The following is a 21,392-nucleotide window of genomic DNA, read 5'->3' as shown; positions in this document are numbered from 1 at the left end:
TCGCCCTGTCCCCGACCGGACACTGGGCGGGCGCCGTGGTTTCTTGTGCTGCGCGACGGGGGCGCGCTTACTGCATCGCCATCCGGTGGGGGTGCGTCGGGTCGGCGGGGCAGACGAAGGCGCGGTACTCGCCGTCGCGGCCGACCTTGATTCCGGTGGACGGCGCGACGAGCGGATACGGCCCCCAGCTGCCTCCGGAGTCGTACGAGTCGATGGTCAGCAGCACCCGCATCTCCGTTCCGCAGGTGTCGCAGTACACCCGGATCAGATCCGTCTTGTGCCACGAGTCCCAGCCGCCGATCTTCCAGCCGGGGGCCATGGACAGGTCGTACTGGTACCAGGGCGCCGCATCGCCGAGCCGCGCCTGGTACGCGTCCTCCCAGCTCTCGATCCGCCCGGCGAGTTCCTCCGGGAGATAGTCAGGGAAGGGGTACTCGACGACCTGCTCGGGGTGCAGCGCACAGGGGTCGGGCAGGTACCCGCCCTCGACGACCGCCGGCTCGGGCTGGACGGCGAGCGGCTCGGTCACGTCCGCGGCCCGCCGCCAGAACAGCCGGGTGTGCGGGCCGAAGTGGCTGAAGGGTCCGTCCTCGTGCTCGTAGAACGGGCACCACAGCACCTGCAGCAGGTCCGCGCCGGGCGGGGCGAACGGGGCGAGGTCCGGCACGTCGCGCGTGAAGAACTGGGCGAGGGCGAGCAGCGGCACCGGGCCGCCGTCGTGACGGTCGGGCCGGTGCCAGGGCTCGGCGGACAGCGTGTCGATCTCGGCCCGCTCCTCCGGGGTGTACGCGAGCCCGCCGTCCGCTGTGCGCGGCCGGTCGTACACCTCCCGCAGGAGGCGGCGGTAGCGCCGCTCGCGCCCGGGCGCGATGCCCGGCGTCCCTGCCGCGTGCTCCTCGCACACGGGCCACGCCTCGTCCGCCGGCCAGAGCACCGGTCCGCCCACCGAACTGTCGGCCCGGCCGGGCGTGCCCGCGCGCGGGTGCAGGCGCGCCGCGGTGCGGGCCCAGGCCTTCAGCTCGGGGAACGGGACGGTGATGTCGAGCGGACGGTACGGGGTGCGGATGGTCACCCGGTGAGGGTAGACAGCCAGGCCGCGGCCCCGTCCAGTGCTTTGTCCGCCTCCGGCAGGATGCCGCGGGCGCCGAGGAAGCCGTGGAACATGCCGGTGTGGAGGCGGACTTCCGCGGTGACCCCGGCGGCCGACAGCCGGCGCGCGTAGGCGAGGCCCTCGTCGCGCAGCGGGTCGCAGTCGGCCAGGACGACCAGGGCCGGAGGGAGTCCGGTGAGGTCGGCGGCGAGGCCGGGGGAGGCGGCGACCGGGTCGCCGTGCGGGCCCAGGTACTGCTCCCAGTACCAGCGCATGTGGGCGGCGGTGTGGAAGAAGCCCTCCGCGTACGCCTCCGCCGACACCCCGTCGAGCCGGTGGTCGAGCACCGGGTAGAACAGCAACTGCCCGGCGAGGGCGGGCCCGTCGCCGTCCCGTGCGCGGAGCGCCACGGCCGCGGCGAGGTTGCCGCCGCTGGAGTCCCCGGCGACGACGAGCACCCGCCCCGGGTACGCGCCGGCGGCCCAGGTCAGGACGGTGTGCACGTCGTCCTCGGCCGCCGGGAACCGGTGCTCCGGCGCACGCCGGTAGTCGACGGACACGACGGTCGCGCCGCTCCGTTCGACCAGCGCGCGGCAGAGCCCGTCGTGCGTGTCCAGGTCGCACAGCACCCAGCCGCCGCCGTGGGCGAGGACGACGACGGGCGGCGAGGCGGCGCCCGGGCCGGGACACCGGCCGTCGTGCGCGGTGGCGCCGGGGAGGGGACGGCCGACGTGCGCGACGGGGTCGAGAGGAGGGCCGCCGTCCGCGCGGCCGGGCGTGCGTGTCGGTTCCCCTCGGGGGCGGCCGGCGCGCCTGCTGCCGTCCGGCGACGGCCCGCGGTCCGGCGTTGGCGCGGCGTCCGTGCGGGCCTCGCTCGTCGACGCGCTCGCTGTGCGGCCCGGCTCGTCCGCCGTGCCCGGACCGCCGCCGTGACCGCGTCCGCCGGCTGTCGTCGTGTACACCCGCACGCGTACCCCCGCCGCCACCCCGTCCCGCGCCGTCACCGACGACGGCGCCGGTGGGCGGACGCCCGCGCGGGCCGCCGCCCGCAGGGCCTCCGGGTCGCCCGGCGGGGGGAACGCGGCGCTCATCGCGTCGCAGAGCGCGCGGGCCTTCGGGGTCAGGGGGTCCGTCATCCGGTCGTCAGCCCCCCGTCCACCGTGAACTCCGTGCCCGTGACGTACGACGACGCGTCCGAGACGAGGAAGGCGATCAGTTCGCCGACCTCCTGCGGGTGGCCCATGCGGCCCAGGGGTACGTGCGACCAGTCGCGGCCCGCCACCGCCGCCGTCATCGGGGTGTCGATCGCCCCGGGGTGGACCGAGTTGACGCGGATGCCGTACGCCGCGAGGTCCAGGGCCGACGACCGCGTCAGGCCGCGGAGGCCGAACTTCGAGGAGCCGTACGCCGCGTGCCCGGGGATGCCGATCAGTCCGGCGGTCGACGAGACGTTCACGATCGAGCCGCCGCCCGCCTCCCGCAGTGCCGGCACCACCGCCCGCATGCCCAGGAAGGGGCCCAGCAGGTTGACCCGGAGCAGGAGTGCGAAGCTCTCCTCCGTCTCCTCCTGCACCGGCGCCGTGCGCCACAGCGCCGCGTTGTTCACCAGGGCGTCCAGCCGGCCGTACGTCTCCGTCGCCGTCGACGCGACCCGCGTCCAGTCCTCCGCCGACGTCACGTCGTGCCGGACGAACACCGCCGCCCCGCCCAGCTCCGCCGCGACCGCCCGGCCCTCCTCCTCGCGCACGTCCGTCAGGACGACCCGCGCGCCCGCCGCCGTCAGCAGCGCGGCCTCCGCCGCGCCCTGGCCGCGGGCCGCGCCCGTCACGATCACGACCTTGCCGTCGAGGGTCTTCACGCCGGCGTCCCTTCCAGCGCGCGGAAGTGCGGGATGACCGTCTCGCCCCACTGCCGGATCGTCTCCATGCAGACCTCCTGCGGCACCGTGCCCATCTGGATCAGGCACATCACCTCGTCCACGCCGATCTGCCGCAGCCGTTCCACGTAGTCGATCGCGGTCGCCGCGTCGCCGTACGCGTGCTCCGCGTTGAACGTGCCGGTGTCCACCGGCCGCGCCGGGATGTTCGCCTCGTGCAGCCGGGCCACCAGCTCCTCGCGGCCCCGGGCCAGCGCCGCCACATGCTCCTCGGCGCCCGCGTCGTCCGCGTAGCCCGTCGGCGCGGGCGCGTTGCCGTACCAGTGTGCGATCGACTCGGCGAAGAACCGCTGCCCGCGCGTGCCGATCCGCAGCGCGGCCGCCGCGTCGTCCAGCACGACCGTCGGGCAGAGCGCCGAGAAGTGGTCGTTGACCTCCGTCGACACCAGCCGGTCCGTGCCCCGGCCGGCGATCGCCTCGTCGTACACCTTGCGCATCGCGCGCACGTCGTCGGCCCCGGCGAAGCCCATCACCAGCGCGCCGATGCCGAGTTCGGCGGCCAGCTTGAGCGTGTCGTGCTTCGAGCACGCCATGAACAGGGGAGGGTGCGGGCCCTGGACGGGCCGCGGCAGGATCGCGCCCGGACCGATGTCGAGCGACCCGTGCCACTCGAACTCCTCCGCGCGCCAGGCGGCGGAGAAGATCCGCAGCGCCTCCTCCATCTGCGGATACGTGTCCTCGGGGTCCACCCCGTACATCCGCATCTCCTGCTTGGTGGCGCCCCGTCCCGCGCCGATGTCGACGCGCCCGCCGGACAGCACGTCCAGCATCGCGGCCCGCTCGGCGACCCGGACCGGGTGCTGGTAGCCGAACGGCATGGTGACCACGCCGTGGCCGATGCGGATCCTCTCCGTCCGGGCGGCGACCCAGGTCAGGAAGATCTCGGAGGCGCTCATGTGCGCGTACTGGGTGAGGGAGTGGTGCTCGACCGCCCAGATCCGGTCGAAGCCCATCTCCTCGGCGAACACGGCCTGTTCGACGCAGTCGTGGATGACCTGGCGTTCGCGTTCGGGGGTGGGGTCGACGAGCTGGGCCTCGAAGATCATGGAGAACTTCATGGGACTCCTCTATTTCGAATAGGAATACTTCTAGCAGGCATAGGTGGGGGGTGGAAGGGGTGCGTAGACTTCGCCGGGTGATGGAGAAGAAGACCGCCGGGGGCGAAGAGGGGCAGGAGATCCCCGCGCTGCCCGCGACGAGCTGGGCCGTGCTCGGACTGCTCTCCTACGGCGAGGAGCTGTCCGGCTACGACCTGAAGAAGTGGTCCGACTGGTCGCTGCGCTTCTTCTACTGGAGCCCGTCGTTCAGCCAGATCTACGGCGAGCTGAAGCGCCTGGAGGCGGCCGGATTCGCGGCCTCCCGGATGGTCGCCCAGGAGACCGGCACCCGCGACAAGCGCGTCTACCGGATCACCGACGAGGGCATGGCGGCCGTACGCACCTGGGCCCGCACCGCGCCCGTCGACCCGCCGGTGCTCAAGCACGGGCCGATGCTGCGGCTGTGGCTCGGGCATCTCCTGGAGCCCGAGCAGATGCGCGAAGTCCTCGGCAAGCACCGGGAGTTCGCGGAGTCGATGCGGGTGCGCGCGGCGGCGGACGTGGCCGGCGCGGCGACCGAGGAGGCGTGGAAGTACCCCATGCTCACCCTCAAGTGGGCCGAGCGGTACTACGCCTCCGAGCGCGACCTCGCCGACGCCATGCTGGCCGACATCGAGGAGCTGGAGCGCGGCAACCGCCCGTAGGAGCGGCGGAAGTAGAGCAGCGGGGCGGCGCCGTCGCGGTGCGCGGTCAGTGAGGTGACCCGGCCGAGGGCGATGGCGTGGTCGCCGCCGTCCAGGACGTCCGCGAGCTCGCAGGCGATGCTCGCGAGCGCGCCGTCGAGCAGCGGCGCGCCGTTCGGGCCGGGACTCCAGCGCACCCCGGCGAACTTGTCGCCGCCGGTCACCGCGAACCGGCGGCACAGCTCCTCCTGGTCGTCGGCCAGCACGTTCACCGCGAACCGCCCGGCGGCGCGGATCACCGGCCAGGTGGCCGAGGTGTGCGCCGGGCAGAAGCAGACCAGGGGCGGGTCGAGCGAGACGGACGAGAACGACTGCACCGCCATGCCGGCCGGGCGGCCGTCCGGCGCGAGCGCGGTGACGACGGCGACTCCGGTGCAGAACCCGGAGAGCGCGGACCTGATGTCGGGCAGGGGTGTGGTGCTGGACGGGACGGTGGCGCCGGGCAGGGGCGGGGTGCCGGGCAGGGGTGTGGTGGGCATCGGCAGCCTCTCGGGAATATTCCTACTAGGTATATGCCTAACCGAAACACGTGTGATTGGATACCGGCCACGCTCATACGTCAAGTAGGGAGGGTGTCTCCTTGCAAGGCCGTATCTCCGCCCAACCACCCATCGTTCAGGCCGAGTTGCCTGCCACGATCGCGGCGCTGCCCGGCTGGGCCGCCGCCGTCCACGCCGGCCGCGAAGCCCTCGCCGACGGCGAGGAACGCTGGACCTTCGACCGGCTGCACCACGAGATCGCCGCCGCCGCACGGGCCGCGCTCGCACACGGCGTCGCGGCCGGCGACCGGGTCGCGATCTGGGCCCCCAACAGCCGCCACTGGATCACCGCCGCCCTCGGCGCGGTCGGCGTCGGCGCCGTCCTGGTCCCCGTCAACACCCGCTACAAGCCCGCCGAGGCCGCCGACATCATTCGCCGCAGCGGAGCCACCCTGCTCCTCACCGAGCACGACTTCCTCGGCACCGACTACGCCGCCGCCCTCCACGGCTCCGGCGAGGACCTCGGCGCCCTGCGCGCCACCGTCCCGCTGCACGGCCCCGGCTGGGCCGCGTACCTCGCCGCCGGCGCGACCGTGCCCGACGCCGAACGGGCCGCCCGCGCCGCCGCCGTACGCCCCGACGACCTCTGCGACGTGCTCTACACCTCCGGCACCACCGGCCGCTCCAAGGGCGTGATGAGCACCCACGCCCAGACCCTCCGCCTGTACGCCGACTGGGCCCGCCTCGTCACCCTGCGCCCCGGCGACCGGTACCTCCTCGTCAACCCGTTCTTCCACACCTTCGGCTACAAGGCCGGGGTGCTGGCCTGCCTGCTCACCGGCGTAGCCATGCTCCCCGAGCCGGTGTACGACGCCGACCGCATCCTGCGGCGCATGGCCGCCGAGCGCGTCACCTGCCTGATGGGCCCGCCGACCGTCTTCCACGGCCTGATCCACCACCCGCGGCGTGCCGACCACGACCTGTCCGCGCTGCGGCTCGCCGGCACCGGCGCGGCGTCGGTGCCCACCGCGCTCGTCGAGGAGATCCGCGAGGTGCTCGGCGCGCCCGACGTGTTCACCGCGTACGGGCTCACCGAGTCCGGCGGCGTCGTCTCCGTCTGCCCGACCGACGCCGACGCGCACACCGTCGCCCACACCGTCGGCCTGCCGCTGCCCGGCACCGAGGTCCGGATCGCCTCCCCGGCCGGCGAGGCGCAGCCGCCCGGCGCGCCGGGCGAGGTCCAGGTCCGCGGCTACCACGTGATGCGCGGCTACCTCGACGACCCGGCCGCCACCGCCGAGGCGACCACGGCCGACGGATGGCTGCGCACCGGCGACATCGGCGTCCTCGACGCGCGCGGCCACCTCGCCATCACCGACCGGCTCAAGGACATGTACGTCGTCGGCGGCTTCAACGCGTACCCGGCCGAGATCGAGAACGTGCTGCTGCAGCACGAGGCCGTCACCGACGCGGCCGTCGTCGGCGCGCCCGACGAACGCCTCGGCGAGGTCGGCGTCGCCTTCGTCGTCACCGCGCGCGAGGTGGACGCGGCCGAACTGACCGCCTGGAGCCGGGAACGGCTCGCCAACTTCAAGGTGCCGCGCCGCTTCGTACCGGTGCCCGTGCTGCCGCGCAACGCCGGTGGCAAGCTGCTCAAGGGCGAGCTGCGGCGCGCCGCGAGGGGAGAGTCATGAGGGACACGCCGGAGCAGTCCGAACTGCGGGCGTCGGTACGGTCGTTGCTGGCCCGCCACGAAGGTCACGCCGCCTGGCGCCCGCTCACGGAGCAGATCGGCGCGGCGGCCCTGGCGGTCCCGGAGGAGCAGGGCGGACTCGGCTGCGGGCTGCCGGAACAGGCCGTGGTGGCCGAGGAGTCGGGCCGTGCGCTGAGCCCGCTGCCGTACCTGGGCTCCGCGGTCCTCGCGGCCACGGCCCTCGCCGAGGCCGCCGCCCCCTTCCCGCCCGGCCTCGCCGCCGGCACCCGCGTCGCCGCGCTGGCCTGGGCGGAGGCGGGCGGCTGGGAGCCGGAGGCGATCACGACGACGGCGACCCGGGCGGCCTCCGGAGGCGAAGGCGGGCCCGACGCCGGCGGACGGGCCGCCGCTTCCGGGCCGGCCGGAGCCGGTGTCCGCGCGCCGGCCGCCGCCCCGCCCCGGGACGATGCGTCGGGCCGCACCCACGCAGCGGCCGCGGGCGGTCTCCCCGGCCCCGCCTGGTACCTCACCGGTGTGAAGGAGTACGTGCTCGCCGGCCCCGGCACCCCCGACCACCTGTACGCCTTCGCCCGCACCGGCTCCGGCGGGCGGCTCGGGCTGTTCGCGCTCGACGGGCCGGGCGTCGGGTGGGCCGCCGTGCCCGCGCTCGACCGGACCCGGCCGCTCGGCCGCGTCGTGCTCGACCGCGCGCACGCGCGGCTGCTCTGCGGCGACGGGGAGCGGGTGCTCGCGCGGGTCCGGGACGTCGGTGCCGTGGCGCTCGCCGCCGAGTGCGTGGGGGCGGCCGGGCGGGCGCTCGAGCTGACCGTCCGGTACGCCAAGGACCGCGTCCAGTTCGGCCGGCCCATCGGCGCGTTCCAGGCCGTGAAGCACCGGCTGGCCGATCTGCACGCCGAGGTCGAGGGGGCCCGCTCGCTCGCCCGGGCCGCCGCCCACGCCGACGGCACGCCCGCCTTCCCGCGGCTCGCCGCCGCCGCGAAGTCCGCGTGCACGGAGGCGTACCGGACGGTCGCCGCCGAGACCGTCCAGCTGCACGGAGGCATCGGCATCACCTGGGAGCACCCCGCTCACGACCACCTCAAACGCGCCCACGGCGCCGCCCTGCTGCTGGGCTCCCCGGAGGCCCACCGCGCCCGCCTCGCCACCCTGCTCGGGCTCAACGCCGCCTGAGCGGCGCGACCTTGGCGTACGCCCCGCCGCGTCCCGTACCCTCGGCAGCATCGCGACCGCCGTGTCGCCGTACGCCGAAACGGAGACCCGCACCCATGGCCCTGAGCCTGCGCAAGATCGAGGAGTCCGCCCCGGCCCTGGTCAGCCTCTACAAGACGGCCGGGGTCTCCGTCCAGAAGCACGGCCTGGAGGGCCAGCGCGTCGCCGTGTACCTGGTGGTCGACTACTCGGGCTCCATGAAGCCGTACTACAACGACGGCAGCGTGCAGGCGCTCGCGGACCGGGTCCTCGGGCTCTCCACGCACCTCGACGACGACGGCCGGGTGCCGGTGGTGTTCTTCTCCACCGACGTCGACGCCGAGACGGACATCGCGCTCGCCGACCACCAGGGCCGCATCGGCCGGATCGTGGCCGGCCTCGGCCACATGGGCAAGACCAGCTACCACCTCGCCATGGACGCGGTCATCGACCACTACCTCGACAGCGGCGCGACCGCCCCCGCGCTGGTCGTCTTCCAGACGGACGGCGGGCCGATCAACAAGCTCGCCGCGGAGAAGTACCTGTGCAAGGCGGCCAAGCTGCCGATCTTCTGGCAGTTCGTCGGCTTCGGCGACCCGCACAGCCGCCAGTTCGACTTCCTGCGCAAGCTGGACGAGCTCGACGTGCCCGGCCGGCGTCCCGTCGACAACGCCGGCTTCTTCCACGTCGGCCAGGACCCGCGCCGGGTGTCGGACGCGGAGCTGTACGAGCAGTTGGTCTCCGAGTTCCCGTCCTGGCTGCGGGCGGCGCGGGCGCAGGGCATCGTGCGGGACGGCGCCGTGGGCGTGGGCACGGGGTACTGATCCGGCCACCGCCCTCCTTATTGCGTGGCCCGCCGAGGCGACCCTCCGGGATAGTGGCGCGCATGGCTTCTCTCGTGCGACACGTGACGTTCGACTGTTCCGATGCCTACGCGCAGGCGGCCTTCTGGGCGCAGGTGCTGGAGGGCAGGGTCTCCGACGAGGACGCGCCGGGTGACCCGGAGGCGCTGGTGGAGGCGGACGGCATGGGCGTCCTGTTCGTCACCGTGCCCGAGGCGAAGTCGGTCAAGAACCGCGTCCACTTCGACCTCCAGCCGCAGGACCGCAGCCGCGACGAGGAGGTGGAGCGGCTGCTGAAGCTCGGCGCGACGCTGGTCGGCGACCACCGCCGGGCGGACGGCCTCGGCTGGGTGACGCTCGCCGACCCGGAGGGCAACGAGTTCTGCGTGGAGCGCAGCAAGGCGGAGCGCGCGGAGTAATCCGGCGTCCCGCGGAGTAATCCGGACGGAAGCTGTCGGGATTCTGCGGTTCGCTGGAGTCATGACGACGACCACCACCATGACCTGGCCGGAGTTCCAGCAGGCCGAGCCCGAGTTCGCCGCGACCGTGCGGGAGCGGTTCGGGAAGTACACGCACCACGTCCTCGCCACGCTCCGCAAGGACGGCTCGCCCCGGCTGAGCGGCCTGGAGGCGAAGTTCCCGCTGGACGAGCTGGTGCTGACGATGATGCCCGACTCCCGCAAGGCGCTGGACCTGCGGCGCGACCCGCGGTTCTCGCTGCTCGCCAACCCCGGGGAGGGCACGGCGATGGGCGGCGGCGACGTACGGGTCTCCGGGCGGGCGGTCGAGGTCACCGACCGGGCGACGCAGGAACGGTTCGCGGAGGCGCTGGGCGCGCCGCTGCCGTTCCACGTGTACCGGCTCGACCTGACGGAGGTCGTCCGTACGACCGTCGAGGACGACGAACTGGTCGTACGGACCTGGCGGCCGGGCCGCCCGGTCCGCACCCTCCGCCGTACCTGATCAGCCGCCGGTCTCCGCCGCGAGCACGGCCGCCCGGCACTGCGCGGGCGTGCCCCACGCGTCCCGCAGCGGACGGGCCTTGCGCAGCCAGAGCGAGAGGTCCAGCTCCTCCGTGTAGCCGATCGCGCCGTGCAGCTGGAGCGCGGCGCGGGCGGCGGCGTACGCGGCCTCGCCGGCCGTGACCTTGGCGGCCGCCACGTCCGACGCGCCGAGCGTGACCGCGGCCCCGTGCACCAGCGGCCGGGCGAACTCGAGCCCGATCAGCACATCGGCGAGCCGGTGCTTCACCGCCTGGAACGAGCCGACGGCCACTCCGAACTGCGTCCGCTGCGTCGTGTACGCGACGGTCCGCTCCAGCAACGCCCGCCCGACCCCCAGACACTGCGCGGCCGTGGCCAGCGCCGCCCACCGCCGCGCCCGCGCGACGGCGGCGGTGACGGCGGGCCCGGCCGCCAGTACCTCCCCGCCGGCCCCGGGCAACGCGAGCCGCCGCCCGGGATCGGCGGAGGCCCGTACGTCATGGACCCCGGCGGCGAGCACCAGCCGGTCGCCGTGTATTCCGAACACGAGGTCGGCGAGGTCGGCGTCCGCCGCGTACGGCCCGACCCCGCCCCCGTCCGTGTCCACCCACAGGGTCGCCACCGCCGCCCCCGACGCCAGGTCCGGCAGGAAGCGCTTCGCCGGCCCCTCGACGCCCGTCTCCGCCAGGCCCGTCAGCAGGGCCGCCGTCGCGACCGTCTCCGCCAGGGGCCCCGGGACGGCGTGGCGGCCCGCCTGCTCGAAGGCGACGACCGTCTCCACCGGCAGGGGGCCGACGCCGTCGTACGCCTCCGGCACCGCGAGCGCGAGGACGCCCGCCTCCGCGAGGCGCGTCCACAGGGCGCGCCACGGTGCCGGGTCGCCGGCCGAGCGGGCACGGATCAGCGACGGGGTGTCCGCGGCGGCGAGCATCGCGTCGAGCGAGCGCGCGAAGGCGTGCTGTTCGGCGGTGAGCAGGAATCCCATCAGCGGCGGCCCTTCGGCAGGCCGAGCAGACGCTCGGCGATGATGTCGCGCTGGATCTCGTTCGTCCCGGCGTAGATCGGGCCGGCGAGCGAGAAGACATGGCCCTCCGCCCACTCCCCGTCGGCGCGTTCGCCGTCCGCGCCCAGCAGGTCGAGCGCCGTCTCGTGCAGGGCGATGTCGTACTCGGACCAGAAGACCTTGTTGAGGCTGGACTCTGCCCCGATGGCCTGGCCGCCCGCGAACCGCGCCGCGCCGCCCGCCGTGAACAGCTGGTACGCCCGCGCCCCGATCACCGCGTCCGCGACCCGGTCCCGCAGCGCCGTGTCGGCGGGGTCGGCCGTCTCGCGCCAGAGCCGTACGAGCCGGTCCGCGGCGGCCAGGAAGCGGCCGGGGGAGCGAAGCGTCAGGCCGCGCTCGTTGCCGGTGGTCGACATGGCGATCCGCCAGCCCTGCCCCGGCTCGCCGATGACGTCCTCGTCCGGGACGAAGACCCCGTCGAGGAAGAGCTCGGCGAACGCCGGCTTGCCGTCGAGCCGGCCGATCGGCCGGACCGTGACGCCGGGCGCGCGCAGGTCGAACATCAGGTACGTGAGGCCCTGGTGCGGCTTGGCCGCCTCCGGGTCGGTACGGAAGATCCCGAACGCCCGGTCCGCGAACGCCGCCCGCGACGACCAGGTCTTCTGCCCCGACAGCAGCCAGCCGCCGTCCGTCCGCACGGCCCGCGAGGTCAGCGACGCCAGGTCGGAACCGGCCTCCGGCTCGGACCACGCCTGCGCCCACACCACCTCGCCGGTCGCCATCGAGGGCAGCACCCGCGCCCGCTGTTCCCCGGTCGCGTGGTCGAACAGGGTGGGGGCGAGGAGGTTGATGCCGTTCTGCGAGACCCGTCCGGGCGCGCCCGCCGCCCAGTACTCCTCCTCGAAGGCCAGCCAGTGGAAGAGGTCGACGCCCCGGCCGCCGTACTCCTCCGGCCAGGACACCACCGACCAGCGGGCGGCGGCCAGTTCGGCCTCCCACTCCCGGTGCGCGGCGAAGCCCTCGGCGGTCTCGAGGGACGGGAGCGGCACGGCGGGCACACGCCGGCGCAGCCAGTCGCGTGCCTCGGCCCTGAACTCCCGTATCTCCGGACTCTCGTGAAGATCCATCAGGCACTCGCCCTCCGCTTCATCGCCGCCACGTCCATGCCGCCGAGGGGGTCCGCCGCCGTCTCGGCGTTGTGCGCGTGGGCCAGGTGGTGCAGTCCGAAGACCGAGTCCATGCCGGAGTGCAGACCCTGCAGATCCTCGGCCTGGTTGACCGCGCGCTTCGTCAGCGCGAGACCCATCCGCGGCATCTCGGCGATCCGCAGCGCCAACGCGTCGACGGCCGCGCCGAGTTCGCCGCGGGGCACGACCCGGTTGACCATGCCGAGCTCGTACGCACGGCCGGCCGGCATCCGGTCCCCGGTGTACAGGAACTCCTTCGCGATCCGCGGCGGCATCGCCCACGGATGCGCGAAGTACTCCACCCCGGGGATCCCCATCCGCACCACCGGGTCCGCGAAGTACGCGTCCTCGCTCGCCACGATCAGGTCGCAGACCCAGGCGAGCATCAGCCCGCCCGCCACGCACGCCCCCTGCACCGCCGCGATCACCGGCTTCGGCAGCTCCCGCCAGCGCCGGCACATCCCCAGGTACACCTCCGACTCGCGGGCGAACCGCGCCTCCGCGCCGTGCTTGTCGGAGTGGTCCCACCACAGTCCGGCGCGCCGCTCGAAGGGGAGATGGGCGTCGCGCTCGGGGGTGCCGATGTCGTGGCCGGCCGAGAAGTGGTCCCCGGTGCCGGCCAGCACGATCACCTTCACCTCCGGGTCGTCGGCCGCCCGGTAGAAGGCCGCGTCGAGGGCGTAGGTCATGGCGGAGTTCTGGGCGTTGCGGTACCGGGGGCGGTCCATGGTGACGTACGCGACGGGGCCGCGGCGTGCGTACCGCACGGGCGTCCCGGGGGCTGTGGGGTCGACGGGATCCTGGGTCATTCCGAGCATCCTTCCCTAACAAGTGTTTGGTAGGTTAACGTACGGCCATGAGCACCGTCGAGGAGTTCCGCACCGAGGTCCGCGACTGGCTGCGGACCCACCTCACCGGCGAGTTCGCCGCCCTGAAGGGCCGCGGCGGACCCGGCCGCGAGCACGAGGCGTTCGCCGGACGCCTGGCCTGGGAGCGCCACATGGCCGCCCACGGCTGGACCTGCGTCGGCTGGCCGGAGCGGTACGGCGGACGCGGCGCGAGCCTCGAGCAGCAGGTCGCCTTCCACGAGGAGTACGCGCTCGCCGACGCCCCCGCGCGCGTCAACCACATCGGCGAACAGCTCCTCGGGCCCACCCTGATCGAGCACGGCACCGAGGAGCAGAAGGCCCGCTTCCTGCCGCCGATCCGGGCCGTCGAGGAACTCTGGTGCCAGGGCTACAGCGAGCCCGACGCCGGCTCCGACCTGGCGAACGTCCGCACCCGCGCGGAGCGTGACGGCGACGACTGGGTGGTCACCGGGCAGAAGATCTGGACCTCGCTCGCCCACGAGTCCCAGTGGTGCTTCGTCGTCGCCCGGACGGAGCCCGCCTCGCGCAGGCACGCGGGTCTCTCGTACCTCCTCGTCCCGCTGGATCGGCCCGGTGTCGAGATCCGGCCGATCGTGCAGCTCACCGGCACCAGCGAGTTCAACGAGGTCTTCTTCGACGGCGCCCGCACCCCCGCCTCCCACGTCGTCGGCGCGCCCGGCGACGGCTGGCGGATCGCCATGGCCACCCTCGGCCACGAACGCGGCGTCTCCACACTCGGCCAGCAGGTCGGTTTCCGGCGCGAGTGGGAGGGCCTGGCAGAGCTGGCCCGCCGCAACGGCGCCGCCGCCGATCCGCTGCTCCGGGACCGGCTCGTCCGGTCCTGGATCGGCCTGGAGACCCTGCGCGCCACCGCCCTGCGCGGCGACGTCGATGCCTCCACCGCCAAGCTGGCCTGGTCCCACTGGCACCGCGACCTCGGCGAGCTCGCCCTCGACGTGCGCGGCGCCGCGTCGCTGGTCGCCGCCGGGGAGCCGTACGAACTCGACGACGGGCAGCGGCTGTTCCTCTTCTCCCGCGCCGACACCGTCTACGCCGGGTCCAGCGAGATCCAGCGGAACATCATCGCCGAGCGGGTGCTCGGCCTGCCGAAGGAGGCACGCGCATGACACCCTCTCGCACGGCACCCCCGCCCTACGAGCCGGGCCACGGACTGCTGGAGGGCCGTACCGCCGTGATCACCGCCGCCGCGGGCGCGGGCATCGGCGGGGCGACGGCCCGGAAGTTCCTGGAGGAGGGGGCGCGGATCCTGATCGGCGACGCCCACGCCCGCCGCCTGAAGGAGACGGAGGAGGCGCTGGCGGAGGAGTTCGGCGCGGAGTACGTGTCGTCCCTGCCCTGCGACGTCACCGACGAGGAGCAGGTGGCCGCGCTGTTCGCGGAGGCCGCCCGGCTGCACGGGCGGCTCGACGTCGTCGTCAACAACGCCGGCCTCGGCGGCACCGCCGCGCTCGTCGACATGACCGACGAGCAGTGGACGAAGGTCCTCGACGTCACGCTGAACGGCACCTTCCGCTGCACCCGGGCGGCGCTGCGGCACTTCAGGGACTCCGGCAGCGGCGGCGTCGTCGTCAACAACGCCTCCGTCGTCGGCTGGCGCGCCCAGGCCGGCCAGGCCCACTACGCCGCGGCCAAGGCCGGCGTGATGGCGCTGACCCGGTGCGCGGCGATCGAGGCCGCCGACTACGGCGTGCGCGTCAACGCGGTCGCGCCGAGCCTCGCCATGCACCCGCACCTGGTGAAGGTCACCTCCGAGGAGCTGCTCGCCGAACTCACCGAGCGGGAGGCCTTCGGCCGGTACGCGCAGCCGTGGGAGATCGCCAACGTGATCGTCTTCCTGGCCAGCGGCTACTCCTCCTACATGACCGGCGAGACCGTCCCGGTCAGCAGCCAGCGGGCCTAGGGGCGGGAGCGACGACAATGAGAGCGTGCCGAACAAGAAGAAGACCCAGGTGACCGCCACTCCCGAGCGGCGCCGCGAACTCCTGGACACGGCGGCCGAGGTGTTCGCCGCACAGGGGTACAACGCCACCACCGTCCGCAAGATCGCGGACGAGGCCGGCATGCTCGCCGGCAGCCTCTACTACCACTTCGATTCCAAGGAATCGATGCTCGACGAGATCCTCTCCACCTTCCTGAACGAGCTGTGGGAACGGTACGACGCCGTGCTCGACGCCGGGCTCGGGCCCAGGGAGACGATCGAGGCCCTCGTCACCGAGTCCTTCCGGGAGATCGACCGGCACCGTGCCGCCGTCGCCATCTACCAGAAGGAGTCCCGGCACCTGAGCGCCCAGCCCCGCTTCCACTACCTCGCCGACTCGCAGCAGAAGTTCGAGAAGGCGTGGCTCGGGACGCTGGAGCGGGGGGTCGCCGCCGAGGTCTTCCGGGCGGACCTGGACATCCGGCTCACCTACCGCTTCGTGCGCGACACGGTGTGGGTGGCGGCGTCCTGGTACCGGCCGGGCGGGCAGCACAGCCCGGAGGAGATCGCCCGCCAGTACCTGTCGATGGTCCTGGACGGGATCGCCGTACGTATGTGACCGATGAAGGAGGAGCGATGCCCGAGGCCTACATAGTCGAAGCGGTACGGACCCCGGTGGGCCGCCGCCGAGGAGGACTCTCCTCGGTGCACCCGGCGGACCTGGGTGCCCATGTCCTGAAGGCCCTGGTGGAGCGGAGCGGCATCGACCCGGCGGCGGTCGAGGACGTCGTCTTCGGCTGCCTCGACACCGTGGGCCCGCAGGCCGGCGACATCGCCCGCACGGCCTGGCTGGCGGCGGGCCTGCCGGAGGAGGTCCCCGGGGTCACCGTCGACCGCCAGTGCGGCTCCTCGCAGCAGGCCGTGCACTTCGCCGCGCAGGGCGTGCTCTCCGGCACCCAGGACCTGGTGGTGGCCGGCGGCACGCAGAACATGTCGATGATCCCGATCGCCTTCGCCTCCCGGCAGGCGGCGGAGCCGCTGGGCCTCACGGAGGGCCCGTACGCGGGCAGCGAGGGCTGGCGGGCGCGCTACGGCGACGCTCCGGTGAACCAGTTCCACGGCGCGGAGCTGATCGCGAGCAAGTGGGGGATCACGCGCCGCGACCAGGAGGAGTTCGCCCTCCGCTCCCACGAGCGGGCGATCCGCGCCCTCGACGAGGGCCGCTTCGAGCGGGAGACGGTGCCGTACGGGGAGGTGACGGCGGACGAGGGCCCGCGCCGTGACACCTCGCTGGAGAAGATGGCCGGCCTGGCCACCGTGGTGCCGGGCGGCACGATCACCGCGGCCTGCTCCTCGCAGGTCTCGGACGGCGCGGCGGCGATGCTCCTCGCGAGCGAACGCGCGGTCCGCGAACACGGGCTCACGCCCCGGGCCCGCATCCACCATCTCTCGGTCCGCGGCGAGGACCCGATCCGGATGCTCTCCGCCCCGATCCCGGCGACGGCCCACGCCCTGAAGAAGACCGGCCTGACCATCGACGACATCGACCTCGTCGAGATCAACGAGGCCTTCGCCCCGGTCGTCCTCGCCTGGCTCAAGGAAACCGGCGCCGACCCGGCGCGCGTCAACGCCAACGGCGGCGCGATAGCCCTGGGCCACCCGCTGGGCGCCACGGGCGTGAAACTGATGACCACCCTCCTCCACGAACTGGAACGCACCGGCGGCCGCTTCGGTCTCCAGACGATGTGCGAGGGCGGCGGCCAGGCCAACGTCACGATCATCGAGCGGGTGTAAGGCGGTGCCCGTGCCGTCCGGCCGGAGGCCGGCGCAGGCGTGCGAAGCCCGGGAGGCCCCCCTGGGGCCGAGCGGTGCGAGCGGGCCGTGAAGGAGGGGACGATGTGCGAGGGCGGCGGCCAGGCGAACGTCACGATCATCGAACGGCTGTAGCCGGCTCCACGGCGGCCCGGGACGGCGGGCCGCCGGTGGTCAGTCGACCAGGCGGTTCTGGAGGGCCGACAGGGTGGGGACGTCCAGGCCGAGGCCGGCCGTCAGGTAGCGGAACAGGGAGCCGTAGGCGGACCGGACCTCGGAGAGGGCCGTGTTCAGGTACTCCGTGCGGACCTCCTGGAGGGGGATGAGGAGGTCCGGGTTCTGCATCATGCCGCTCTGCTTCAGGCCCTCGCGGACCTTCGCGTCGTGGGCGGCGCGGAAGGTGTTGGAGGCCAGGTAGTCGGAGACGGCCGACTGGTCCGGGACGCCCAGGGCCGTCAGGAGGAGGTAACTCGTCCAGCCCGTACGGTCCTTGCCCGACGTGCAGTGGTACAGGTACGGGCCCGTGCCGGGGCGGGACAGGTCGCGGAGCGTCGCGCCGAAGGCCGCGCGGTTCGCGGGGCTGGTGACGAACGTGCGGTAGACCTCGGTCATGAACGCGGCCGCCCGGCCGTTGCCCAGCATCTGCTCCTGCCGGACCGGGTCGCGCGAGCCGATCGCGGCGAGCAGTTGCCCGTACAGGCCGTTGTCGGTGATCTGACGGGAGACCGCGCGGACGCCGGCCGGGAGCCGGTCGGCTCCGTCGTACTGGACCTCCAGGGGGATGCGGAAGTCGACGGCCGTGACCAGGCCGAGCGACGCGACTGTCGTGACGTCGGCGTCCGTGAGCTTGCCGAGGGCATCCGCCCGGTACACCAGGCCCTGGCGGACCCGGTCGCCCGTGTACGTGAGGTAGCCGCCCAGGTCACGGACGTTGACCGCGCCCTGCAGGGGGATGTGGCGGACGGCGGTGGCGGTGCTTCCGGGGCGGCGGTGTGCGGCCGCCGCAGTGGGGGAGAGGACGGCCGCCACCGCCGTGGCGGTCGCGGCGCCCAGCAGTGCGCGTCTGGACAGGTGCATGGTCGAACTCCCTTGCGGGACGAGGAATCACCCTGGGGATGGCAGGGTGCGGAGCACGTGCTCGGCCTCGGCCATGACGCGGTCGACGAGTGCCGCGCAGGACGGCAGGTCCTCGATCACGCCGGCCACCTGGCCCGATGCCATGACGCCGAGGTCGGTGCGGCCCTCGACCATGGACGCCTTGAGGAGCATGGGGGTGTTCGCGGCGAGCAGGACCTGGCTCCACGACAGGTCCTTGCCGTGTTTCATCGCCAGCCCGTCGCGGACCATCCGGGTCCACGACAGGCCGGACACCTTGCGGAAGCCGGCCGCCCGGCGCACGGCCTGCGCCAGTGCCCGGGCCCGGCCCGCCCGTTCGAGCGCCGCGACCATCTCCGTACGGAGCATCCGGTGCGGCAGTCCGTCCACGGCGGTGGTCACCGTGATGTCCTTGACCGTCGCGGCCAGGTACTTCGCCTTCACCGCGTCCGGGACCGTCGAGTCCGAGGTGAGCAGGAAGCGGGTGCCCATCGCCACGCCTGCCGCGCCGTACGACAGTGCCGCCACCAGGCCGCGGCCGTCGTGGAAGCCGCCGGCCGCGACCACCGGGATGTCGACGGCGTCGACGACCTGCGGCAGCAGGACCGTCGTCGCCACCTCCCCGGTGTGCCCGCCGCCCTCGCCGCCCTGCACGATCACCGCGTCCGCGCCCCATGCCGCGACCTTCTCGGCGTGCCGCCGCGCCCCGACCGAGGGGATCACGACCACGCCCGCGTCCTTCAGCCGCGCGATCAGGTCCCGGGATGGTGCCAGGGCGAAGCTCGCGACCCCGACCCCCTCTTCCACGATGAGGTCGGTGCGCTCCCGCGCGTCCCCCGCGTCCGCCCGCAGGTTCACGCCGAACGGCTGGTCCGTGCGGGACTTGACCTCTCTGATCGCGGAACGCAGCTGCTCCACCGTCATCGTCGCCGAGGCCAGGATCCCCAGCGCCCCGGCCTCCGCCGTCGCCGACACCAGCCGGGGGCCGGCGACCCAGCCCATGCCGGTCTGGACGATCGGGTGCCGTACCCCGGTCAGCTTCGTGAGCGCCGTCTCCATCAGGACCGGACCTCCCGGTCCCGTACGCCCTTCGGGTCGATGACCTCGCGGATCAGGAGCAGTTCTGCGGGGGTCGGTTCGCGGGTGTACGGGATGTCGTCGGGGATCACGAGGTCGAAGCCCGTCGCCTTCCGCACCTCGTCCACCGTCACGCCCGGGTGCAGGCTCGCCAGGCGCATCGTCCGGTCCGGGGTGGCGAAGTCGAGGACACCCAGGTCGGTCACCACACGCGGGATGCGGTGGTACGGGCCCACCGCGTGGTCGTACCCGACGCCGCTGATCATGTCGACGCGCTCGACGAAGACCCGGGGGGAGTGCTTCGGGATCCAGTAACTCACCGGGTTGTTCAGCGTGTTGACCGGTGCGCCGCGGACTCCGAGGAGCTGGCGGTCCGGGCGTTCCCAGTCGCCGATGCACGAGATGTTCTGGTTGCCGAAGCGGTCGATCTGGCTCGCGCCCATCATCACGTGCCGGCTGCCGCCGGTGACCATCGTCAGGTGCCTGCGGTAGGGCAGCCAGCCCTCGACCGAGCCGTCCAGGCCGACCAGCATCGCCTCGCCGTCGGTGAGCAGCAGGTCGGGGGCGAAGCTGCGCTTGGCGAGCCGGGCGCCGAACGACGACACGGGGGCCATCGCCGCGGCCAGCACCTCGCCGTTGTCCCGCCAGGCCTCCGCGCAGGCCACGACACAGTATTCCGCTCGGGTGATCACTGCTGCCGCTCCTTGTGCCACGCCTGGACGGCGGACTGGTAGTCGTGCTCGTTCGCGCCGGAGAGGAACCGCTCGGCGAACTCGGGCCAGGGGGTGGTCGCGTACAGCTTCTGGAACGCCTCGTCGCGGTCGTGGTCGGGCACGCAGGAGGTGAAGTGCGCGCCGTTCGGGGTCTCGACGACACCGGTCACCGCGTGGCGGCTGACCAGCAGGGACTGCGGCGGGGCGTCCTTGGTGAGGTCCGCCGTCTCCACCAGCCGCTCGCAGGAGACGTACGCGGTGTCGGCGGCCTCGCAGAACAGGTCGTCGAAGTACGGGTCCGGGCCCAGGTACTGGCCGTTGCCGAGCCGGTCGGCGCGGTTGAGGTGGACGAGCGCGGCGTCCATGCGGAGTGCGGGGACGGCCACGAACTCCTCGTGCGCGCCGTCGTCGCCCGGGTAGGGGGACGTCACCGTGCGCAGCTCCGGATTGACCCGCATCACGTCCGAGCCGAGTCCGGCGCGGACCGGCATGAACGGGAGCCGGTTGGCGGCGGCGTGCAGGCCCCACATGAACATCGCCTCGTCGAGTTCGGTGAAGGCGAGGTCGCCGCGTTCGCGGGCGGCGCGGAAGTGGGGTTCGAGGGGGATCGAGTCGAGGGTGGCGAAGGCGGCGACGAGGCGGCGGATACGTCCGGCGGCGGCGAGCAGGCCCACGTCGGGGCCGCCGTACGAGATCACCGTGAGATCGGTGATATCGGACCGGAGCAGTGCTCTGACCAGGGCCATCGGCTTGCGCCGGGAGCCCCAGCCGCCGATCCCGATCGTCATGCCGGAGCGCAGCCGGCCCACGACGTCCTCGGGGGTCATGACCTTGTCGGTGCCGGTGGCGCCATGGGTCCTGTCCGTCATGCCTGCCGCTCCGTTCCGGAGGAGTCCTTGCCGAACGTGTCCCGGACGCGGTCCGCGACCCCGCTGAGGTTGGCCTCGAAGGTGAAGCCCTGCTCGAAGCGGTAGCTGCGGCGCACGTCCACGGGGTCGATGCCGTTGATCGCGGCCTTCGCCAGCCGGATCAGGTACGGATCCTTCCGCGCGATCTCCCGCGCCAACTCCAGTGCCGCGGCGTGGAGTCCGTCGCGCGGCACCACCCGCCACACCGAGCCGTGCGCCTGCAGCTCGGCGGCCGTGGCGGTGCGCGAGGTGTAGTACAGCGCCCGCATCAGGTGCTGCGGGACCAGCCGCGCCAGGTGCGTCGCCGCGCCGAGCGCGCCCCGGTCCAGCTCGGGCAGCCCGAACGTGGCGTCCTCGGAGGCGACGATCGCGTCGGCGTTGCCCACCAGACCGATCCCGCCGCCCAGGCAGAAGCCCTGCACCGCGGCGACGACCGGGACCTCGCACTCGTACACCGCGGCGAACGCGTCGGCGCAGCCGTGGTTGGCGCCGATCAGCGCCGCGTGCCCGCCCGTGCCGTCGTGCTCGCGCTGCATCTCCTTGATGTCGACGCCCGCGTTGAACCCGCGGCCCTCGGCGGCGAGCACCACGCAGCGGATCTCCGGATCGCGGCCGGCCGCGCGGACGGCGTCGGCGAGTTCGTGCCAGCCGCGTACCGGCAGGGCGTTGACGGGCGGGAAGTCGACGGTGACGAGGGCGACGCCCTTGTCCGGGCTTGAGGTGGAGACACCCATGAGCGGATCAGCTACCTTTCCACCAAACATTTGTTAGGTGACT

The 21,392-nt window shown here is 73.6% G+C and carries 23 protein-coding genes; 10 read left to right on the top strand and 13 right to left on the bottom strand.

What is annotated here, in order from left to right; genetic code table 11:
• Positions 1-67: 67 nt before the first annotated feature.
• Genes ABZO31_RS07810 through ABZO31_RS07795 form a run of 4 tightly spaced genes read right to left on the bottom strand, consistent with a single transcriptional unit; the run spans position 68 to position 4,084 of the window.
• Positions 68-1,072: a hypothetical protein gene (locus tag ABZO31_RS07810; RefSeq protein ID WP_406860365.1), complete on the bottom strand. Its 1,005-nt coding sequence runs from the start codon at positions 1,070-1,072 to the stop codon at positions 68-70.
• Entirely contained in the window at positions 1,069-2,226 is a 1,158-nt protein-coding gene (locus ABZO31_RS07805; protein ID WP_406860364.1) for an alpha/beta hydrolase, read from the bottom strand. Before ABZO31_RS07805 ends, ABZO31_RS07810 begins: the two co-directional genes overlap by 4 nt.
• Entirely contained in the window at positions 2,223-2,948 is a 726-nt protein-coding gene (locus ABZO31_RS07800; protein WP_406860363.1) for a glucose 1-dehydrogenase, read from the bottom strand. The genes ABZO31_RS07805 and ABZO31_RS07800 overlap by 4 nt, the downstream gene beginning before the upstream one ends.
• On the bottom strand, positions 2,945-4,084 hold the full coding sequence (locus ABZO31_RS07795) for an LLM class flavin-dependent oxidoreductase (protein WP_406860362.1): 1,140 nt from the start codon (positions 4,082-4,084) through the stop codon (positions 2,945-2,947). Before ABZO31_RS07795 ends, ABZO31_RS07800 begins: the two co-directional genes overlap by 4 nt.
• An 80-nt stretch (positions 4,085-4,164) precedes the next feature.
• Here ABZO31_RS07795 and ABZO31_RS07790 point away from each other — a divergent pair, with 80 nt between their 5' ends.
• Positions 4,165-4,767, top strand: coding sequence for a helix-turn-helix transcriptional regulator (locus tag ABZO31_RS07790; RefSeq protein WP_406865286.1), 603 nt, complete (start codon positions 4,165-4,167; stop codon positions 4,765-4,767).
• On the opposite strand, the gene ABZO31_RS07785 is transcribed toward ABZO31_RS07790, so the two are convergent.
• Entirely contained in the window at positions 4,692-5,285 is a 594-nt protein-coding gene (locus ABZO31_RS07785) for a flavin reductase family protein (RefSeq protein WP_406860361.1), read from the bottom strand. The two genes, ABZO31_RS07790 and ABZO31_RS07785, sit on opposite strands and share 76 nt — an antisense overlap.
• A 146-nt stretch (positions 5,286-5,431) precedes the next feature.
• On the opposite strand from ABZO31_RS07785, the gene ABZO31_RS07780 reads away from it, so the two are divergent.
• The 5 genes from ABZO31_RS07780 (at position 5,432) to ABZO31_RS07760 (ending at position 9,992) form a co-directional block, all read left to right on the top strand.
• A complete protein-coding gene (locus ABZO31_RS07780; protein ID WP_406860360.1) occupies positions 5,432-6,979 on the top strand; it encodes a FadD3 family acyl-CoA ligase in 1,548 nt (515 codons plus the stop codon).
• The gene (locus tag ABZO31_RS07775; protein WP_406860359.1) at positions 6,976-8,169 is read left to right on the top strand and encodes an acyl-CoA dehydrogenase family protein; all 1,194 of its coding nucleotides are present in this window, start codon (positions 6,976-6,978) and stop codon (positions 8,167-8,169) included. Before ABZO31_RS07780 ends, ABZO31_RS07775 begins: the two co-directional genes overlap by 4 nt.
• Before the next feature lie 95 nt (positions 8,170-8,264).
• Complete coding sequence (locus ABZO31_RS07770) at positions 8,265-9,011, top strand: vWA domain-containing protein (RefSeq protein ID WP_406860358.1); 747 nt, start codon at positions 8,265-8,267, stop codon at positions 9,009-9,011.
• Between the two features lie 62 nt (positions 9,012-9,073).
• Complete coding sequence (locus ABZO31_RS07765) at positions 9,074-9,448, top strand: VOC family protein (protein WP_406860357.1); 375 nt, start codon at positions 9,074-9,076, stop codon at positions 9,446-9,448.
• Between the two features lie 61 nt (positions 9,449-9,509).
• Positions 9,510-9,992 carry a pyridoxamine 5'-phosphate oxidase family protein gene (locus ABZO31_RS07760; RefSeq protein WP_406860356.1) on the top strand — a complete coding sequence of 161 codons (483 nt, stop codon included), beginning with the start codon at positions 9,510-9,512 and terminating at the stop codon, positions 9,990-9,992.
• On the opposite strand, the gene ABZO31_RS07755 is transcribed toward ABZO31_RS07760, so the two are convergent.
• The 3 genes from ABZO31_RS07755 to ABZO31_RS07745 are packed head-to-tail and all read right to left on the bottom strand — an operon-like array spanning position 9,993 to position 13,011.
• Positions 9,993-10,997 (bottom strand): acyl-CoA dehydrogenase family protein, encoded by a 1,005-nt coding sequence (locus tag ABZO31_RS07755; protein ID WP_406860355.1) that lies wholly within the window; start codon positions 10,995-10,997, stop codon positions 9,993-9,995. It abuts the gene before it with no gap.
• Entirely contained in the window at positions 10,997-12,142 is a 1,146-nt protein-coding gene (locus tag ABZO31_RS07750) for an acyl-CoA dehydrogenase family protein (protein WP_406860354.1), read from the bottom strand. Before ABZO31_RS07750 ends, ABZO31_RS07755 begins: the two co-directional genes overlap by 1 nt.
• On the bottom strand, positions 12,142-13,011 hold the full coding sequence (locus ABZO31_RS07745; RefSeq protein ID WP_406860353.1) for an enoyl-CoA hydratase: 870 nt from the start codon (positions 13,009-13,011) through the stop codon (positions 12,142-12,144). Before ABZO31_RS07745 ends, ABZO31_RS07750 begins: the two co-directional genes overlap by 1 nt.
• A 47-nt stretch (positions 13,012-13,058) precedes the next feature.
• Between ABZO31_RS07745 and ABZO31_RS07740 the strand changes: the two genes are divergently transcribed.
• The 4 genes from ABZO31_RS07740 to ABZO31_RS07725 are packed head-to-tail and all read left to right on the top strand — an operon-like array spanning position 13,059 to position 16,804.
• Positions 13,059-14,198, top strand: a complete 1,140-nt coding sequence (locus ABZO31_RS07740) for an acyl-CoA dehydrogenase family protein (protein ID WP_406860352.1) — start codon at positions 13,059-13,061, stop codon at positions 14,196-14,198.
• Positions 14,195-14,992, top strand: coding sequence for an SDR family oxidoreductase (locus ABZO31_RS07735; RefSeq protein ID WP_406860351.1), 798 nt, complete (start codon positions 14,195-14,197; stop codon positions 14,990-14,992). Before ABZO31_RS07740 ends, ABZO31_RS07735 begins: the two co-directional genes overlap by 4 nt.
• 25 nt (positions 14,993-15,017) lie before the next feature.
• On the top strand, positions 15,018-15,629 hold the full coding sequence (locus ABZO31_RS07730; protein ID WP_406860350.1) for a TetR/AcrR family transcriptional regulator: 612 nt from the start codon (positions 15,018-15,020) through the stop codon (positions 15,627-15,629).
• Positions 15,630-15,646: 17 nt separating this feature from the next.
• Positions 15,647-16,804 (top strand): acetyl-CoA C-acetyltransferase, encoded by a 1,158-nt coding sequence (locus tag ABZO31_RS07725; protein ID WP_406860349.1) that lies wholly within the window; start codon positions 15,647-15,649, stop codon positions 16,802-16,804.
• A 192-nt stretch (positions 16,805-16,996) separates the two neighbouring features.
• On the opposite strand, the gene ABZO31_RS07720 is transcribed toward ABZO31_RS07725, so the two are convergent.
• From ABZO31_RS07720 to ABZO31_RS07700, 5 genes are read right to left on the bottom strand one after another with little or no spacing between them, the layout of a single operon-like run.
• Positions 16,997-17,899: a tyrosine-protein phosphatase gene (locus ABZO31_RS07720; RefSeq protein ID WP_406860348.1), complete on the bottom strand. Its 903-nt coding sequence runs from the start codon at positions 17,897-17,899 to the stop codon at positions 16,997-16,999.
• A 27-nt stretch (positions 17,900-17,926) separates the two neighbouring features.
• Entirely contained in the window at positions 17,927-18,976 is a 1,050-nt protein-coding gene (locus ABZO31_RS07715) for an NAD(P)H-dependent flavin oxidoreductase (protein WP_406860347.1), read from the bottom strand.
• Complete coding sequence (locus ABZO31_RS07710; protein WP_406860346.1) at positions 18,976-19,686, bottom strand: CoA-transferase subunit beta; 711 nt, start codon at positions 19,684-19,686, stop codon at positions 18,976-18,978. Before ABZO31_RS07710 ends, ABZO31_RS07715 begins: the two co-directional genes overlap by 1 nt.
• The gene (locus tag ABZO31_RS07705) at positions 19,683-20,576 is read right to left on the bottom strand and encodes a CoA transferase subunit A (RefSeq protein ID WP_406860345.1); all 894 of its coding nucleotides are present in this window, start codon (positions 20,574-20,576) and stop codon (positions 19,683-19,685) included. The genes ABZO31_RS07710 and ABZO31_RS07705 overlap by 4 nt, the downstream gene beginning before the upstream one ends.
• Positions 20,573-21,349 carry an enoyl-CoA hydratase family protein gene (locus tag ABZO31_RS07700; protein WP_406860344.1) on the bottom strand — a complete coding sequence of 259 codons (777 nt, stop codon included), beginning with the start codon at positions 21,347-21,349 and terminating at the stop codon, positions 20,573-20,575. The genes ABZO31_RS07705 and ABZO31_RS07700 overlap by 4 nt, the downstream gene beginning before the upstream one ends.
• Between the last annotated feature and the right edge of the window lie 43 nt (positions 21,350-21,392).

The organism is Streptomyces solicamelliae (genome assembly GCF_045348655.1).
In the GTDB taxonomy this organism is placed as follows: Bacteria; Actinomycetota; Actinomycetes; order Streptomycetales; family Streptomycetaceae; genus Streptomyces; species Streptomyces solicamelliae.
Note: the sequence above shows the minus strand (reverse complement) of the source record. Positions and strands in the feature narration are given on the sequence as shown.

Excerpts from the sequence above, each read along its gene's own strand:
- ABZO31_RS07805 (WP_406860364.1), bottom strand. The coding sequence starts at position 2,226 with ATGACGGACCCCCTGACCCCGAAGGCCCGCGCGCTCTGCGACGCGATG.
- ABZO31_RS07795 (WP_406860362.1), bottom strand. The coding sequence starts at position 4,084 with ATGAAGTTCTCCATGATCTTCGAGGCCCAGCTCGTCGACCCCACCCCC.
- ABZO31_RS07790 (WP_406865286.1), top strand. The coding sequence starts at position 4,165 with ATGGAGAAGAAGACCGCCGGGGGCGAAGAGGGGCAGGAGATCCCCGCG.
- ABZO31_RS07785 (WP_406860361.1), bottom strand. The coding sequence starts at position 5,285 with ATGCCCACCACACCCCTGCCCGGCACCCCGCCCCTGCCCGGCGCCACC.
- ABZO31_RS07775 (WP_406860359.1), top strand. The coding sequence starts at position 6,976 with ATGAGGGACACGCCGGAGCAGTCCGAACTGCGGGCGTCGGTACGGTCG.
- ABZO31_RS07770 (WP_406860358.1), top strand. The coding sequence starts at position 8,265 with ATGGCCCTGAGCCTGCGCAAGATCGAGGAGTCCGCCCCGGCCCTGGTC.
- ABZO31_RS07765 (WP_406860357.1), top strand. The coding sequence starts at position 9,074 with ATGGCTTCTCTCGTGCGACACGTGACGTTCGACTGTTCCGATGCCTAC.
- ABZO31_RS07760 (WP_406860356.1), top strand. The coding sequence starts at position 9,510 with ATGACGACGACCACCACCATGACCTGGCCGGAGTTCCAGCAGGCCGAG.
- ABZO31_RS07755 (WP_406860355.1), bottom strand. The coding sequence starts at position 10,997 with ATGGGATTCCTGCTCACCGCCGAACAGCACGCCTTCGCGCGCTCGCTC.
- ABZO31_RS07750 (WP_406860354.1), bottom strand. The coding sequence starts at position 12,142 with ATGGATCTTCACGAGAGTCCGGAGATACGGGAGTTCAGGGCCGAGGCA.
- ABZO31_RS07745 (WP_406860353.1), bottom strand. The coding sequence starts at position 13,011 with ATGACCCAGGATCCCGTCGACCCCACAGCCCCCGGGACGCCCGTGCGG.
- ABZO31_RS07740 (WP_406860352.1), top strand. The coding sequence starts at position 13,059 with ATGAGCACCGTCGAGGAGTTCCGCACCGAGGTCCGCGACTGGCTGCGG.
- ABZO31_RS07735 (WP_406860351.1), top strand. The coding sequence starts at position 14,195 with ATGACACCCTCTCGCACGGCACCCCCGCCCTACGAGCCGGGCCACGGA.
- ABZO31_RS07725 (WP_406860349.1), top strand. The coding sequence starts at position 15,647 with ATGCCCGAGGCCTACATAGTCGAAGCGGTACGGACCCCGGTGGGCCGC.
- ABZO31_RS07720 (WP_406860348.1), bottom strand. The coding sequence starts at position 17,899 with ATGCACCTGTCCAGACGCGCACTGCTGGGCGCCGCGACCGCCACGGCG.
- ABZO31_RS07715 (WP_406860347.1), bottom strand. The coding sequence starts at position 18,976 with ATGGAGACGGCGCTCACGAAGCTGACCGGGGTACGGCACCCGATCGTC.
- ABZO31_RS07705 (WP_406860345.1), bottom strand. The coding sequence starts at position 20,576 with ATGACGGACAGGACCCATGGCGCCACCGGCACCGACAAGGTCATGACC.
- ABZO31_RS07700 (WP_406860344.1), bottom strand. The coding sequence starts at position 21,349 with ATGGGTGTCTCCACCTCAAGCCCGGACAAGGGCGTCGCCCTCGTCACC.